Annotated in this window: 17 protein-coding genes; 16 read left to right on the top strand and 1 reads right to left on the bottom strand. The window is 33.4% G+C overall.

Annotation, left to right across the window (positions count from 1 at the left end):
• Positions 1–160 precede the first annotated feature (160 nt).
• The 9 genes from B4J88_RS12040 to B4J88_RS12005 all read left to right on the top strand — a co-directional run bounded on the left by B4J88_RS12040 (position 161) and on the right by B4J88_RS12005 (position 8,560).
• Positions 161–679, top strand: coding sequence for a zinc-binding dehydrogenase (locus B4J88_RS12040; RefSeq protein WP_125350262.1), 519 nt, complete (start codon positions 161–163; stop codon positions 677–679).
• A 246-nt stretch (positions 680–925) separates the two neighbouring features.
• Entirely contained in the window at positions 926–1,537 is a 612-nt protein-coding gene (locus B4J88_RS12035; protein ID WP_125350263.1) for an NAD(P)H-dependent oxidoreductase, read from the top strand.
• The gene (locus B4J88_RS12030; RefSeq protein WP_311394749.1) at positions 1,534–1,719 is read left to right on the top strand and encodes a hypothetical protein; all 186 of its coding nucleotides are present in this window, start codon (positions 1,534–1,536) and stop codon (positions 1,717–1,719) included. The genes B4J88_RS12035 and B4J88_RS12030 overlap by 4 nt, the downstream gene beginning before the upstream one ends.
• Entirely contained in the window at positions 1,650–1,817 is a 168-nt protein-coding gene (locus tag B4J88_RS15170) for a putative quinol monooxygenase (protein ID WP_311394748.1), read from the top strand. Before B4J88_RS12030 ends, B4J88_RS15170 begins: the two co-directional genes overlap by 70 nt.
• A 3-nt stretch (positions 1,818–1,820) precedes the next feature.
• The gene (locus B4J88_RS12025) at positions 1,821–2,804 is read left to right on the top strand and encodes an aldo/keto reductase (RefSeq protein ID WP_125350264.1); all 984 of its coding nucleotides are present in this window, start codon (positions 1,821–1,823) and stop codon (positions 2,802–2,804) included.
• Between the two features lie 138 nt (positions 2,805–2,942).
• Complete coding sequence (locus B4J88_RS12020) at positions 2,943–3,272, top strand: hypothetical protein (RefSeq protein WP_260392018.1); 330 nt, start codon at positions 2,943–2,945, stop codon at positions 3,270–3,272.
• A 1,767-nt stretch (positions 3,273–5,039) separates the two neighbouring features.
• Complete coding sequence (locus B4J88_RS12015; RefSeq protein ID WP_291067730.1) at positions 5,040–6,197, top strand: homogentisate 1,2-dioxygenase; 1,158 nt, start codon at positions 5,040–5,042, stop codon at positions 6,195–6,197.
• Positions 6,198–6,496: 299 nt separating this feature from the next.
• On the top strand, positions 6,497–7,627 hold the full coding sequence (gene hppD, locus B4J88_RS12010) for a 4-hydroxyphenylpyruvate dioxygenase (protein WP_115000329.1): 1,131 nt from the start codon (positions 6,497–6,499) through the stop codon (positions 7,625–7,627).
• 144 nt (positions 7,628–7,771) lie between these two features.
• Positions 7,772–8,560 carry a phosphatase PAP2 family protein gene (locus tag B4J88_RS12005; protein ID WP_260509578.1) on the top strand — a complete coding sequence of 263 codons (789 nt, stop codon included), beginning with the start codon at positions 7,772–7,774 and terminating at the stop codon, positions 8,558–8,560.
• Here B4J88_RS12005 and B4J88_RS15225 read toward each other — a convergent pair.
• Positions 8,557–8,697, bottom strand: coding sequence for a PLD nuclease N-terminal domain-containing protein (locus B4J88_RS15225; RefSeq protein ID WP_407933297.1), 141 nt, complete (start codon positions 8,695–8,697; stop codon positions 8,557–8,559). The genes B4J88_RS12005 and B4J88_RS15225 overlap by 4 nt on opposite strands.
• A 165-nt stretch (positions 8,698–8,862) precedes the next feature.
• Here B4J88_RS15225 and B4J88_RS12000 point away from each other — a divergent pair, with 165 nt between their 5' ends.
• From B4J88_RS12000 to paaB, 7 genes are all read left to right on the top strand, one after another.
• The gene (locus tag B4J88_RS12000) at positions 8,863–10,122 is read left to right on the top strand and encodes a dihydrolipoamide acetyltransferase family protein (RefSeq protein WP_125350266.1); all 1,260 of its coding nucleotides are present in this window, start codon (positions 8,863–8,865) and stop codon (positions 10,120–10,122) included.
• 5 nt (positions 10,123–10,127) lie between these two features.
• Positions 10,128–12,182, top strand: a complete 2,055-nt coding sequence (locus B4J88_RS11995) for an alpha-ketoacid dehydrogenase subunit alpha/beta (protein WP_291067729.1) — start codon at positions 10,128–10,130, stop codon at positions 12,180–12,182.
• 116 nt (positions 12,183–12,298) lie between these two features.
• Positions 12,299–13,636, top strand: coding sequence for a phenylacetate--CoA ligase family protein (locus B4J88_RS11990; protein WP_221855025.1), 1,338 nt, complete (start codon positions 12,299–12,301; stop codon positions 13,634–13,636).
• Between the two features lie 4 nt (positions 13,637–13,640).
• Complete coding sequence (locus B4J88_RS11985) at positions 13,641–14,213, top strand: TetR/AcrR family transcriptional regulator (RefSeq protein WP_038335706.1); 573 nt, start codon at positions 13,641–13,643, stop codon at positions 14,211–14,213.
• Position 14,214: 1 nt separating this feature from the next.
• Positions 14,215–15,297, top strand: a complete 1,083-nt coding sequence (gene paaE / locus B4J88_RS11980) for a 1,2-phenylacetyl-CoA epoxidase subunit PaaE (protein WP_038335707.1) — start codon at positions 14,215–14,217, stop codon at positions 15,295–15,297.
• Between the two features lie 22 nt (positions 15,298–15,319).
• Positions 15,320–16,285: a 1,2-phenylacetyl-CoA epoxidase subunit PaaA gene (gene paaA, locus B4J88_RS11975; RefSeq protein WP_291067728.1), complete on the top strand. Its 966-nt coding sequence runs from the start codon at positions 15,320–15,322 to the stop codon at positions 16,283–16,285.
• Between the two features lie 4 nt (positions 16,286–16,289).
• The gene (paaB, locus tag B4J88_RS11970; protein ID WP_038335709.1) at positions 16,290–16,577 is read left to right on the top strand and encodes a 1,2-phenylacetyl-CoA epoxidase subunit PaaB; all 288 of its coding nucleotides are present in this window, start codon (positions 16,290–16,292) and stop codon (positions 16,575–16,577) included.

Here is a 16,577-nt window from a genome sequence, read left to right as displayed (position 1 = left end):
TATCTAAATGCACTACGGGTAGTTTAATATGAAAGTATCTATAAATTGATTAATATGGAGATACTCACAAGGTTTTTAAGCAAATAGAAGTGTTAAAACCACAGGTTTTACCAGATCAAGTGCTAATCAAAGTAAAAGCTAGTGCTATAAATCCCATGTTGTGTTACAACTAGCAAAAATTTGTGAAACAGAGGTTCATGCAATGGTTTCAAGTGTAAACAAAGCAAAATTAGCAAGTAAATTAGGAGCAGATTATACCATTAATTATAAAAAAGAGCATATAAATCAGATTATTGATAAGTATACTAATGGGCAGGGATATGATGTTGTATTTGATAATGTTGGAGGAGAGAATCTATTCAATAGTTTTGCGCTTGCTAAGATAAATGGTTCGATTGTCTCTACTCTTACTAGAGATAAAAAGATTGATATTTCAATTTTACACCAAAAAGCATTAAACCTTCATTTTGTATATATGATTACTCCATTGATTTATTATAATCTGCAAGGAATCGATAAATTAAAAGAAATAATGAATCAGTTAACTATTTGGGTTGGACAATCAAAATTAAAACCACTTATTAATAAAGTATTTGATTTTGATCATGTAGCTGAAGCTCATCTTTACGCTCAAAGTGGTCAGGGTTCAGGAAAGACCATCGTAAGTATATCCGAATAATTAAATATATCAAACACAAAATTTAACCTTATAGTTAGTCAGTTTTTTTCTATTGAGTGAAATCCCTAAAGTATACGATTATGATAAAAATGGCATTGGTGGAAGAAAAACAATTGTTATAGCTGATAAACAAAAGAGTCGATAAATTAATCTATCACTATTCTGATAAAAGTATATAATTTAAGTTATTTGTATAATATATAAATATGATAGAAATTTACACTATCAATAATTAAAATTATACAAATGAATATATTTATTATCAACGGAGCGCAAAACTTTGCCCATTCAGGTGGAGCTTTCAATAAAACATTAAATAATTGGACAACAGAATTTTTACAAGAAAAAGGTTTTGATTTTCGTGTTACAAATATAAATGATGAATTTGATGCTTTTGAAGAAGTAGAGAATTTTAAATGGGCAGATTTGATTATTTACCATTTTCCTATTTGGTGGTTTCAAGTTCCAAATCGCTTGAAATATTATATCGACGAAGTTTTTACGGCTGGACATGAAAATGGAATTTATAGAAATGATGGTCGTTCACGCAAAAATCCAGCAATTAATTACGGAACAGGTGGATTGATGCAAGGTAAAAAATATATGGTTAATACGACATGGAATGCGCCAGAAACGGCTTTTACTTTAGAAGGAGAATTTTTCGATCAAAAAACAGTTGATGAGGGTGTTTTATTTGGTTTCCACAAAATGAATCAGTTTGCAGGACTAAGTAGAATAAACGGTTTCCATTTCCACGACTTGGAAAAAAATGCAACTGAAGAACGTATCGAAAATTACCGTATAGCATATAGAGAACATTTAGAAAACATATTCATTAAAGAAAAAGAATTGGTATGATTTACCTAACAGCAGTTATTAAAGCAAAACCTGAATATCGCGAAGATGTAACAGTTGTTTTGCAGAATATGGTTACAGAAACCAGAAAAGAAGACGCTAATATCAGTATGATTTGCATCAAGGTTCGCAGGACGAAAATACATTTGTTTTCTACGAAATTTGGAGAGATCAACAGGGTTTAGATGAGCATAATCAACAGTCTTATATCTTAGAATTTGGCAAATTGGTTGTCGAAAAATTACAAGAAATACCACAAATTTATTTAACAAAAAAACTATAAAAAATGGAATACAGAAAATTAGGAAATACAGATTTAGAATTATCAGCAATCACTTACGGAGCCTTCGCTATTGGTGGAAATATGTGGGGTGGAAACGAGCAAAAAGATAGTATTGCATCGGTACAAGCTTCTATCGAAAATGGTGTAACAACTTTGGATACAGCGCCATTTTACGGTTTTGGATTGAGCGAAAAAATGATTGGTGAAGCTATAAAAGGTTATGATAGAACAAAAATTCAATTGTTAACAAAATTCGGTTTAGTTTGGGACGGAAGTAATAACGGAAAAGGTGAATTTTTCTTTGATGCAGAAGAAAATGGAAAAGCAATTCCTGTTTATAAATATTCGTCAAAAGAAAGTGTTATTAAAGAAGTGGAAGACAGTCTAAGACGTTTACAAACGGATTATATCGACTTATTGCAAATTCACTGGCCAGATGCTACAACGCCAATTTCAGAAACGATGGAAGCCTTGGAAATTTTAATTCAACAAGGTAAAATTCGTACTGCTGGTGTAAGTAATTACAGTGTGGATCAAGTAGAAGAAGCGCGTAAAACACTAAATATCGTGAGTAATCAAGTTAGATATAGTATGCTGAACCGAGAAGTAGAGCAGGATTTAGTTCCTTATGCTTTGGATAATGATTTAGGAATTATTGTGTACAGTCCAATGGAAAGAGGTTTACTTACCGGAAAATACTTTAAAGATGGAAAACTGAAAGATAATGACCACAGAAATGGTTATTTCCAACAATTTGATTTAGATAAAGTAAAAACTTTCCTTGAAACAATTACTCCAATTGCAGCAGAAAAAGGAGCTACACTTTCACAATTAGTTTTACGTTGGACAAGTTTACAACCTGCTATTTCGATTGTTTTAGCTGGATCAAGAAATGCTGAACAAGCGATAGTCAATGCAAAAGCAATGGATATTACTATTTCTGCTGAAGAAATGAAATTCATCAATACAGAATTGGGGAAAATCTAAAAATAAGAAAATAGATGAAAACAAAACCTATAATCAAATTTGTAGCTATTGGAATGCTTTTATTTGGAGCAGCTACTGGTTACGCACAAGATAAAACTTTAATTGATCCGAAAGATACCAGTTGACAAACATCACCTTATGGAAAAGGAGACGAAAATAGGTGCTGCAAATCTGATTACGCCCGAACTGGTTATGCAGTCGATTAAATTGGTAAAACAAGGAAAAACTCTTTCTTTAGCTATTCCGATCGATAAAACTCTTCCTGCTCTTCGTCATCGTAGTTTCAATCTTTACAATATTCAACCAGGAGAACAAGGTGGACAGACTTTAGGTCCTAATAAATTTAGTTTTAACGATGAATTGGTTAACGGTTGGACAGGTGTTGGAACACAGTTAAATGGTATTGGACATATTGGAATTGATAATGTATATTACGATGGAAATAAAACAACTGATTTTCACCTTTAACAATGAATTAAAAACCGTTATTGCTGAAGAGTTGAGATTACTGTAAATAAGAATTTTAAAGGCGACATACGATTTGCAGACGAGATTCAATCCATTGAAACGAGCGTAAAAAAGATTAGTGAGCGATAGCGAGTCATTTAATATTTTTAGTGAGTAAAATGAAGATTGAACGTCGATAATCGCAGTCTTGACGTTTTGTAATCACATACTCTGTTAGCACAGACTTTGCATTAAGGTAAAAGTTTAAAAATGTACCTAAGCTCTACTAGAGCTTCTCCTTTTAATTTCAAATGTTTTTGTGTCAAGTTAAAAATGAACATAGTTAAGCATTTAGTGAGTAGTCGTTATTTCTCGTCTAAGTCTTCGATACAACGTTTTACAAACGTCACTCTGACTGACGATAATATGAAGCTGAAATGAATTCAGCTTGAGAATTTGTAATTGAAATACAATTTGTTTGCTGTCATTCTGAGTTTATCTTATCTAAGAATCTCTTTCTTTCATTTTTTATTCATTTCCTGTTCATTTTAATTATTGGTATTCATATGCCTTACAAGGAAGAGAACAAAAAAGTAATCAATACTTCGGCAGGCTTGGCTGTAAACCTCACTACTAAAAATGTTCTCATTTCACTAAAGATTTTACAAACCCTACGGCTAAAACCTTTTTTACGTTACATTCAACCATTTTCTTAACGTGTGAGTTTTAATGTCGGTTTTTATTAAGTTTTACGTTCTACGCTTAACGCTTAACTCTTATTAATATTCAAATTCTTTTTAACCAATGAATTTTGTCATTCTGGGTTTGTCTCAGAATCGCATTCAATATGTCATTTCGAGGTATCGAGAAATCTTTTGTCACTTTTTTATTCATTGAATATCTATTTTAATTATCGGTATTCATATGTCCTTCGGGGAAGCTTATCCAAAAAAACATTTGAAATTAAAAGGAGGAGCCATGGTATGGCTCAGGTATTCCTTTTCTTTATTTTCATTTCTTCCTTTCATTTTTTATTCATTTCCTGTTTATTTTAATTATTGGTATTCATATGCCCTTCGGGGAAGAGCATCCAAAAAAACGAAACAAAAAAAGATGCCGACAGTAGTCTCTCAATGATTCAACTTACTAAATTATTTCCATAAAGTTGGTAACTCGCTCCACTCAAACACTCCAACTTTTTTATTTCAATAATTTAGAGTTGAATCGCATTTCGATTCTAAATCGTCGGATTTTTTTAATTCCTTTTTCAATATTCAACTCCATTTATAACAACGAGTTCTAAAACCGTCATTGCTGAAGAGTCGAGCGTCAATTCGGCGTAGTGAGCGTTAACAATGATTTATGTTCGCATTTCTTATGCGAATGTTCTAAAGCATTTAGTGAGTAGTAATTATTGACCGACTTGTATGCACGGACTTGATTTTTTTGGTTCGCTTTGGATCAAGCCAAAATTAATCTAATTCAATAATGCACTACGGGTTATATGTAGTTTTTTAAAGATATTGAAAATAATTGTTGTAAAGCATTTTTTAGTAAGGTATTTTGTACAATCAAAAAATGTTTCTATCTTTGAGATAACCACAGAAAAGAAATGCAAACAATTAAAGAAAATATTAAACCTTTATTTGTTGGAATGAATAAGCAAACTTCTGCTTTACTTTCCAAAATTGTATTTGCTCAATATTCACACTAGAATATTGCAGATTATTTGTTGACGAATTTCGTCATCTATATCCCTTTTCATCAAAATAACAAACAAAATACGATATGCCACTTTATCATCATTTGGGAGAATTCCCACAAAAGCGACATACGGTATTCCGAAAACCAAATGGAGAATTATATGCAGAAGAATTAGTTTCTACGCATGGATTTTCGAGTACGTATTCCAATGTTTACCACTGTTATCCACCAACTTTGGTAAAAGCGATTAGCGAACCTTATTCGGTAGAGCCAAAAATTGCCCGCGCAAAACATTTAAAACATACCTCTTTAAAAGGTTTTAAAGTAAAACCTACCAAAGATTATTTAGAATCTCGTGTACCAGTTTTGGTTAACAATGATTTGCATATTTCATTGGCTGCGCCACAAGAATCGATGACTGATTATTTCTACAAAAATTCGATGGCGGATGAAGTAATTTTTATACACGAAGGTTCTGGAGTTTTAAAAACTGGTTATGGACAAATTGAATTTGAATATGGAGATTATTTAGTGATTCCACGTGGAATTATTTATCAACTTCATTTTAATGATTCTAATAACCGATTGTTTATTACAGAATCATTTAGCCCAGTTGAAACACCTCGTCGTTATCGCAATCATTTTGGACAGTTAATGGAACATTCGCCTTTTTGCGAGCGCGATATTAAACGTCCTCAAAATCTTGAAACAAATGATGAACACGGAGATTTCAAGATTATGATCAAAAAAGAAGGATTAATTTATCCTTACGTTTATGGAACTCATCCTTTCGATTTTGTAGGTTGGGATGGTTATCATTATCCATGGACTTTTTCTATTCATAATTTCGAGCCAATTACAGGACGTATTCATCAACCGCCACCTGTTCATCAAACTTTTGAAGGTGCAGGTTTTGTGATTTGTAGTTTTGTTCCGCGTCTTTTCGATTATCATCCAAATGCGATTCCAGCGCCTTATAATCATAGTAATGTAGATTCTGATGAGATTTTATATTATGTTGATGGAGATTTTATGTCGAGAAAATCGGTTGAGAAAGGGCAAATTACATTACATCCGGCAGGAATTCCGCATGGTCCACATCCAGGTACAGTTGAAAAATCAATTGGAGCGAAAGAAACACACGAATTAGCGGTGATGATTGATCCTTTCAGACCATTGATGTTAACTGAACAAGCGTTAGAAATAGAAGATCCAGATTATTATAAATCTTGGCTTTATTAAGAGATTTTAATTTTGTTCTAAGTTCTAAGTTCTAAGTTCTAAGTTCTAAGTTCTAAGTTCTAAGTTCTAAGTTCTAAGTTCGTTGTCATCTGAGCTTGTCGAAGAATCTAAGAAAAGATTTAATAAAAGTCATCGTGAACTTGTTTCAATATCTCATAAGTTAATTTGAAGAAAAGCTGAAATAAATTAAGCTTGGCGTAACTGTCATTCTGAGCTTGTCGAAGAATCTAAATAATTATAGTAAAACTTAATACATTTTACTTTTTACATAATACAATAAAATAAAAAACACCATAAAAATGAGTACACAAACATTTGCTGAAAAAATAGCATTAGCACAAGATTTTCTTCCAATCAATGGAACAGATTATATCGAGTTTTATGTAGGAAATGCGAAGCAAGCTGCACATTATTATAAAACTGCTTTCGGATATCAGGAAGTTGCGTATGCAGGACCAGAAACAGGAGTGAGAGATAGAGCTTCTTATGTTTTACAACAAGGTAAAATACGTTTAGTTTTAACTTCAGGTTTAAAATCAGACTCACCAATTTGTCAACATGCAATGAAACATGGTGATGGAGTTAAAATTTTAGCACTTTGGGTGGATGATGCGTACGATGCTTTTGAGCAAACAACAAAACGTGGAGGAAAACCTTATATGGAGCCAACTACTATTACAGATGAGTTTGGTGAAGTAAAAATGTCTGGAATTTACACATATGGTGAAACGATTCATATGTTTATTGAGCGTAAAAATTATGAAGGTCCTTTTATGCCAGGTTATGTGAAATCTGAATCAACATATCAACCAACAGATTGTGGTTTGTTGTATGTAGATCATTGCGTTGGTAATGTAGGCTGGAATCGCATGAACGAGGCGGTAGCTTGGTATCAAGATGTAATGGGATTTGTAAATATTTTATCGTTTGATGATAAGCAAATCAATACAGAATATTCAGCATTAATGTCGAAAGTAATGAGTAACGGAAATGGTTATTCAAAATTTCCTATTAATGAGCCTGCAGAAGGTCAAAAGAAATCTCAAGTTGAAGAATATTTAGATTTTTACGAAGGAGAAGGTGTGCAGCACATTGCTGTTGCAACTAAGGATATTGTAAAAACTGTTACAGAGCTTAAATCTCGCGGAGTTGAGTTTTTATCTGCACCACCAGAGGCTTATTACGATATGATTCCAGAACGTGTAGGTGAAATTGATGAGGATATCAAGAAGTTACAAGATTTAGGAATTTTGGTTGATTGTGATGAAGAAGGTTATTTGTTACAAATTTTTACGAAACCAGTCGAAGATCGTCCAACATTATTCTACGAAATTATCGAGCGTCATGGAGCGCAATCGTTTGGAGCAGGGAATTTCAAAGCATTGTTCGAAGCCTTAGAAAGAGAGCAAGAACGTCGAGGAAATTTATAAATAGATATTTTTTTAAAGCCATTGGATTATTTCTAATGGCTTTTTTCTTAATCAAATCTTAAGTTTTGTGTAAGGAGGTTTCAAATACATTTGTTCAATAAAATGAATGTGAAAATGAACCAAATTAAAACAAAAACGATAGTCATGAATTGTGTATTACTTTCAATATTTTCTATAAAAGGGAATGCACAAGATACAATTCAGCAAACTAAAACCGATTCTATTCAACTTGATTCTATTCCAAAGCAAATATTTAATCCAGAAGATAAAGTTTATCATTTCAACGCCAAAAAGTTGATTATTCCTGCGACTTTAATTACATATGGAAGTCTGAGTTTGGCAATTCCAGCATTGGATAATTTGAATAAATCTACTCAAAACGAAATTTTAGAAGATAAAACAAAAGGAAATAAATTTGATAATTATACACAATATTTACCTGCAGCAGCGGTTTATGGATTGAATTTGGCTGGCGTTCAAGGGAAACATAATTTACGAGATCGTACAATTATTTTTGCAACATCTCAAATCATCAATACAGGTTTGGTGATGGGGCTAAAACACACTGTACAAGAAGAAAGACCCGATGGTACAAACAATCTTTCTTTTCCTTCTGGACATACGGCGAATGCATTTTCTACGGCTCAATTTATGTTTCGAGAATATCAAGATTCTAATTTTTGGTTGAGTTTGGCTGGATATCCTTTGGCAGCTTTTACAGGTGTTTATCGTGTTATCAATAATCGCCATTGGGTTGGAGATGTTGTTGCTGGAGCGGGAATAGGGATTTTATCTACGGAATTGGCGTATTGGTTATTTCCTACGATTAACAATTGGTTTTCTCCAAAAAATAAAGAATCAAAAGTGGCGACAATGTTTTTTCCTGTTTATCAAAATAATCAAGCGGGAGTTGGTTTGGTGATGAGGTTTTAGTTATTTATAACCATATTTCGACCTTTTAAATAATATAAAATAGGACCTAAGTATGGAATTAATACTACAACAAAAATCCATAGAAATTTTGTTTTTAAATTTCTAAATTGATGTGTAATAACATGTATTAAACACATTATAGGTAAAAAGGTCATTGTTAATACAAAAAGAAACCATATCCCAACAAAAATATCTTCCATTGTTTAATTAATTTGCGTAAAACTAATGAATATTTCAACTAACATTCATTAGTTTTTATAAAAAATCATTATCTTCAACGCTCAAAACTGCAAACAAATAAAATGAAGAATATAGAACTAACGATTCCAAAATTGGGAGAAAGTGTAGAGTCTGTACAATTGGTTCGTTTTACAAAAAACGTTGGCGATTTCATTCAAGAAGATGAAGTAATTGCCGAAGTTTCGACGGATAAAGTAGATTCTGATGTGCCTTCTACAACTGCTGGAAAAATTATTGAGTTTAGATTTAATGAAGGAGATGAAATAAAAATAGGAGAAGTTTTCGCTTTAATTGAGCCTTCAGAAACTCAACAACAATCAGCTCAAAAAACTGAAAATGTTGAAGAAAAAAAGATTGAAACTGTTACAACTTCGCAAGTTATAAATTCAATCGATACAAATCAATTTTTATCACCTTTGGTAAAAAGTATTATCCAAAAAGAAAATCTTCAATCAACAGATATTTCACAAATAAAAGGTTCTGGTCGTGATGGAAGAATTTCGAAAAATGATGTATTAAATTATATTCAAAATAAACCATTTACAACTAATAATTCAAGTAATACTTTAAATAAAAATAATATAGTTTCAAGTTCTTCTTATGGAGCGAAAGATGAAATTATTGAGATGGATAAAATGCGTCAATTGATTTCAAAACACATGAAAAAGAGTAAACAAACTTCGCCTCATGTGACGGCTTATGTAGAACCTGATGTTACGAATTTTGTGAAATGGCGCGAAGAAAATAAAGCTGCTTTTGAAGCTAAATACAAACAAAAATTGACATTTACGCCGTTAATTGTAGATTGTGTTGTTCGTGCAATTAAAGATTTTCCAATGATTAATGTATCAGTTGATGAAACTGAGACTAAAATAATCAAACACAATGAGATAAATATTGGAATTGCAACTGCTTTACCAAGTAATAATTTGATTGTTCCTGTCATTCATCAAGCCAATGAATTAAATTTAGAAGGTTTAGTAAAAGGTGTAAATTCAATTGTAGATAAAGCAAGAAATAATAAACTTTCGCCAGATGATGTTCGTGGAGGAACGTTTACAATAAGTAATGTGGGAACTTTTGGTAATTTGATGGGAACGCCAATTATCAATCAACCTGAAGTGGCAATTTTAGCGACTGGCGTGATCAAGAAAAAACCTGCGGTTTTGGAAACTGAGTTCGGAGATATTATTGTGGCGAGGCAATTTATGTATTTGTCACTTTCGTTTGATCATCGTGTGATAGACGGATCTTTGGGAGGCGTTTTCTTGAAACGAATTTCAGATTACATGGAGAATTGGGATGTTAACACGCAAATTTAATCAGAATGGAAACCACATTATCAACAACAACATTACTTAAACAAGCATACGAATTATTGGTTACTGCAAAATCTTTAACCGAATTATACGAAGAAAATAAAGCTGTAACAAGCAAATATGTACATGCAACAGCGCGTGGACATGAAGCAATTCAAATTGCAACAGGATTACAATTATTACCGCAAGATTATTTAAGTGCATATTACCGAGACGATGCAATGTTACTATCAATCGGAATTACTCCTTACGAATTGATGTTGCAATTATTGGCAAAACGCGACGATATTTTTTCTGGAGGAAGAACCTATTATTCTCATCCAAGTTTGCGCCGTGATAATATGCCGAAAATTCCGCATCAAAGTAGTGCAACAGGAATGCAAGCGATTCCAACAACGGGAATTGCGATGGGAATGCAGTACAAAGAATTAGAAGGTCTTTGCAATGAAGAAGTAAAACCAATTGCAGTTTGTTCGTTAGGAGATGCGTCTTGTACGGAAGGCGAGGTGGCAGAAGCTTTCCAAATGGCAGCGTTGAAACAATTACCAATTTTATATTTGGTTCAAGATAATGAATGGGATATTTCGGCTTCGGCAGATGAAATTCGTGCACAAGATATCGCTCATTATGCAAAAGGTTTCAATGGTTTGGAAGTTTTTGTGGTTGATGGAACGGATTTTTTAGCTTCTTATGAAACGATTCAACGTGCAATTGAAATTATTCGTACAGAACGTCGTCCGATTTTGGTTCATGCAAAAGTTCCTTTATTGAATCATCATACATCTGGCGTTCGCAAAGAATGGTACAGAGATGATTTGGAGGAGGCGCAATCTCGTGATCCTTATGATAAATTAAAGAATACATTATTAAATGATGGTTTCGATGAAAATGATTTAATCGAAATTGAGAATAAGATAAAAGAACAAGTTCAGGCAGAATATCAAGAAGCATTAAAAGCAGAAGATCCACGTTCTGAAGATTTATATACGCATGTTTTTGCATCAACACCGATTAACGAAGAAAAAGGAAATCGTTCTCCAGAAGGAAAAGATAAAACAGTAATGGTAGATTCTGCATTATTTGCGATTCGTGAATTAATGGCAAAACATCCAGAAGCTTTATTATATGGACAAGATGTAGGATTGCGTTTAGGTGGAGTTTTTCGTGAAGCGGCAACTTTAGCAAAACAATATGGTAAAAATCGTGTATTTAATACACCAATTCAAGAAGCGTTTATAATCGGATCTACGGTTGGAATGTCTGCAGTAGGCTTAAAACCAATTGTTGAGGTGCAATTTGCCGACTATATTTGGCCAGGATTGAATCAGTTGTTTACAGAAGTGGCACGTTCTAATTATTTATCAAACGGTAAATGGCCAGTTTCCATGATTTTACGTGTACCAATTGGTGCGTATGGAAGCGGAGGACCTTATCATTCAAGTTCTGTAGAAAGTGTTTTGACGAATATTAAAGGAATTAAAATTGCGTATCCATCTACTGGAGCGGATTTGAAAGGTTTGATGAAAGCAGCTTATTACGATCCAAATCCTGTGGTAATGCTAGAGCACAAAGGGTTGTATTGGAGTAAAATAAAAGGAACAGAAGATGCTGCGACAGTTGAGCCGGACGAAGATTATGTATTGCCTTTTGGTAAAGCACGTGAAGTTTTAACGGCTGAATCTTCTCAAAATCATAATTCTGTTTCGATTATTACATACGGAATGGGAGTGTATTGGGCAAAACAAGCGGCAAAGGATTTTCCTAATCAAGTCGAAATTATCGATTTAAGAACTTTAGTTCCGTTAGATGAAGAAACAATCTTTAATAGTGTAAAAAAACACAATCGTTGTATTGTTTTGACAGAAGAAGCGAAGCAAAACTCTTTTGCACAGAGTATTTCAGGCTTAATTAATGAAGAGTGTTTTGAGTACTTAGATGCACCAATTCGTGTGTTAGGAGCGCAAGATATGCCAGCAATTCCATTAAATTCGACTTTGGAAGCAGAGATGTTACCCAATGCTGAAAAATTAAAAACATTGATTAATAGTGTTTTATCTTATTAAAAAGGCAATAATTAATAAGAATTGTATTTTTTACACTAAAAAAACTAACAAACGTTAGTTTTTTTAGTTTTTTTGATTAAATTTGTTATTATCAAAAATCAAAATCTGCAAAAATTATGATATTTAATCCCGAGATAGAACAAATGCCAATTGAAAAATTGCGCGTTCTTCAAAACGAAAGACTTCAAAACATGTTACAAAAAGTGTACAACAATGTACCTTTTTATAAAGAAGCATTTGATGCGGCTGGAATAAAACCAGAAGACATCAAAGGTGTTGAAGATCTACACAAATTACCTTTCACCAAAAAAACACATTTAAGAGAGAACTATCCGTTCGGATTATTTGCAGAACCAAAGAGCAACGTAATCCGTTTACATTGTTCAAGCGGCACAACAGGAAAACCAACTGTTGTAGGTTATACCAAAAATGACATCGAATTATTTTCAGAAGTAGTAGCACGTTCTTTAGCGGCTTCTGGATGCGAACCAGGAATGACATTACAAAATGCTTATGGTTATGGTTTGTTTACAGGAGGTTTGGGATTACATTATGGAGCAGAAAAGTTAGGAATGACAGTTGTTCCTATTTCTGGTGGAAATACTGAAAAACAAATCATGTTGTTGAAAGATTTTCAGGCTGATGCGATTTGTGCAACACCATCGTATGCATTAACAGTAGCTGAGGAAATCAAGAAAAGAGGCGAATCATTAGAAAGCTTAAATCTTAAGTTTGCGATTTTGGGATCAGAACCTTGGTCAGAAGCCTTACGCCAAGAAGTAGAAGGAAGTTTAAACATCAAAGCTTCTAATATCTATGGATTGAGCGAAATTATCGGACCTGGTGTATCTAATGAAGATTATGAAGAGCAAGGAACAGGATCTTACATTTGGGAAGACCACTTCTTTCCAGAGATTGTAGACGAGAAAACAGGTGAGCCTGTGCCTTATGGACAACCTGGAGTTTTAGTGATTACAACGTTAACAAAAGAAGCTTTACCATTGGTGCGTTATTGGACGGGAGATATCACAACCCTTACGTACGAATATTCTAAGAAAAGAACGCATATCAAAATGGGACCAATTATTGGTCGTGCAGATGATATGATGATTATTAGAGGTGTAAATTTCTTTCACACACAAATCGCTGATTTTATTCCAGAATTTCCAGAATTATCGCCAAATTATCAAGTAGTTTTAACAAAACCTAAAAATATGGATGCTGTAGAAGTTGGATTTGAAATTAATCCTGACTATTTTGCAAGCCAAGGTTTCACTTGTGATAATTTGAACGACGAATCTAATCATGCATGTTGCAAATTAATCTCTAATATTCACAAAAAAATTAGAGACAATATTGGATTAGGAATGAATGTTAAATTGTATCAAGTTGATGAACTTCCGAAAAGTGAAGGAGGAAAATTAAACCGAATCATCGATAACAGACATTTATAAATATATGCCTAAACAAAGTAAAAAAGAACTGATTATTCAAGAAGCTGCCTTAATCTTTAAACAAAAAGGTTATTCGGCAACATCAATGCGCGAACTGGCTGAAAAGGTTGGAATGGAAGCCGCAAGTTTATACAATCACATTCGTTCGAAAGACGAAATTTTAGAAGAGATTTGTTTTAAAGTTGCTAATCAATATGTTTCTCACATTAGTTCGATCGAAGATACAAACGAATCAAATGTTCAGAAATTGAGAGATTTAATTCAATTGCATGTCAGAATGATTATTGATGAGCCAAACGAAGTTTCTGTTGCAAATAATGATTGGAAAAATCTTTCGGATACGAAAAAGGATTTGTATAAAACAATTCGAAAAGGATACGAAAAAAGAATCGCTAATCTTATCAAAGCAGGAATTGCAGCAGGCGAATTTAAAGACTTGAATGTTTCGGTTGCTTTATTTACTTTATTATCATCATTACGTTGGATAGAATTGTGGTACAAACCTGGACGAGATATCTCACCAGAGCAATTAGAAAATGACTTAATGACACTATTAATTAACGGATTTCAAAAATAATATGGCTATAAATTTTCACCAATTACGCGTTAAAAATGTAAAAAAGGAAACACCAGATTGTGTATCCGTTACATTTGAAGTGCCAGAAGAATTAAACCAAGAATTCAAATTCAAACATGGTCAATATTTAACGTTTAAGAATTTTCACAATAACGAAGAAATTAGACGTTCTTACTCAATTTGTTCAAGTCCTTTGGATAATGAATTAAGAGTTGCTGTAAAGAAAATTGAGGATGGAATTTTCTCGACATTTGTTAACGATACAATCAAAGTTGGCGATGTTCTTGATGTAATGACTCCACAAGGAAATTTCTTTACAGAAGTACACGAAGACAACAAAAAATTATATGTAGGAATTGTGGCGGGATCTGGAATTACACCAGTACTTTCTATCATCAAAACAGTTCTACAAACAGAACCTAACAGTCAATTTGTACTGTTATATGGAAACAGAAACAAAGGTTCGATTATTTTTAAAGAAGAAATCGAAGCATTAAAAAATAGATACATGGAACGCATTAGCGTTTACAATATCTTGAGTCGTGAAACGGCTGATGCTGAGATTTTGAGTGGTCGTATTGATAAAGCAAAAATTGAATATTTCTTGCAAAATATCATCGATCCAAAAGAAGTAAGCGAAGTTTTCCTTTGTGGTCCAGAAGAAATGATTTTAAGCGGTCGTGACGCTTTTGTAGAAGCAGGAGTTGATGCAAAACATTTGCATTTCGAATTATTCTATAGTGCATCTGCAGAAGCGAAAAAGGTAGAGCGTCAAAAAGCTGTAAAACAATCAGATGATACAATGAGTAAAGTAACCATCAAATTAGATGCAACAGCTTTACAGATTGATTTGGGTTACAATGGCGATACAATCTTAGATGCGGCTTTACAAAACGGAGCTGATTTACCTTATGCTTGTAAAGGTGGTGTTTGCGCAACTTGTAAGTGTAAAGTAGAGAAGGGTGAGGTAGAAATGGACATCAACTACTCACTTGAGCCAGATGAATTAGAAAGAGGATTTGTATTAGCGTGTCAAGCGCACCCTCGTTCTGCAGAAGTCGTGGTAGATTTTGATGCCAAATAATCAACTTTAAAAACGTTTAGAAATGAGTGCAAAAGAAATTGATTTTCAAGAAATCTTCGATAATAAGATTGAAAATGAAGTTCGTATCGAACCAAAAGACTGGATGCCAGACGCATACCGTAAAACATTAATCAGACAAATCTCTCAACATGCTCACTCAGAAATTGTAGGGATGTTACCAGAAGCAAACTGGATTACAAGAGCGCCTTCATTAAATAGAAAGAAAATCTTATTAGCGAAAGTTCAAGACGAAGCTGGTCACGGATTATACTTATATTGTGCTGCTGAAACATTAGGTGTTTCCCGTATTCAAACATTAAATGATTTACATTCAGGTAAAGCTAAATATTCTTCAATCTTCAATTATCCAACCCTTACTTGGGCAGATATCGGAATGATTGGATGGTTAGTTGATGGAGCTGCGATTTTGAATCAAGTTCCATTATGTAGAACTTCTTACGGACCTTATGCTCGCGCAATGGTACGTGTTTGTAAAGAAGAATCTTTCCACCAAAGACAAGGTTACGAAGCATTAGTGGTATTATCAAAAGGAACACCAGAACAAAAAGCGATGTTGCAAGATGCAATGAACCGTTGGTGGTGGCCTACATTAATGATGTTTGGACCAAAAGATGAAGAATCATCAAACTCAGAATTATCAATGAAATGGAAAATTAAACGTTTCTCTAACGACGAATTACGTCAACGTTTCGTAGATATTTCAGTTCCTCAAGCAGAATACTTAGGGTTAACAATTCCAGATCCAGATTTAAAATGGAACGAAGAACGTGGACACTATGATTTCGGTGATATCGATTGGGAAGAATTCTGGAATGTTGTGAAAGGAAACGGTAAATGTAACAAACAACGTTTAGATGCTCGTCGTAATGCACATGAAGAAGGTGCTTGGGTACGTGATGCTGCTACAGCTTACCACGAAAAAAGAAAACAAAGAGAATTAGAAAAAGAACAACGCAAAAACGCATAAAAAGATGGAAAATAGAGATTGGCCTTTATGGGAAGTATTCATTAGAAGTAAACAAGGGTTAGACCACAAACATGTTGGGAGCTTACATGCTGCTGATGCTACAATGGCACTAGAAAATGCACGTGATGTATATACACGTCGTTTAGAAGGTGTAAGTATTTGGGTGGTAGAATCTGCTAATATCCATGCTTCTAATCCTGATGAAGCAGAGCAATTTTTTGATCCTGCAGAAGACAAAGTTTACCGTCATCCAACTTTTTATGATGTACCAGAAGAAATTAAAAACATGTAA

Origin of the sequence: Empedobacter sp. UBA5036 (assembly GCF_002415215.1) — a bacterium.
In the GTDB taxonomy this organism is placed as follows: Bacteria; Bacteroidota; Bacteroidia; order Flavobacteriales; family Weeksellaceae; genus Empedobacter; species Empedobacter falsenii_B.
Note: the sequence above shows the minus strand (reverse complement) of the source record. Positions and strands in the feature narration are given on the sequence as shown.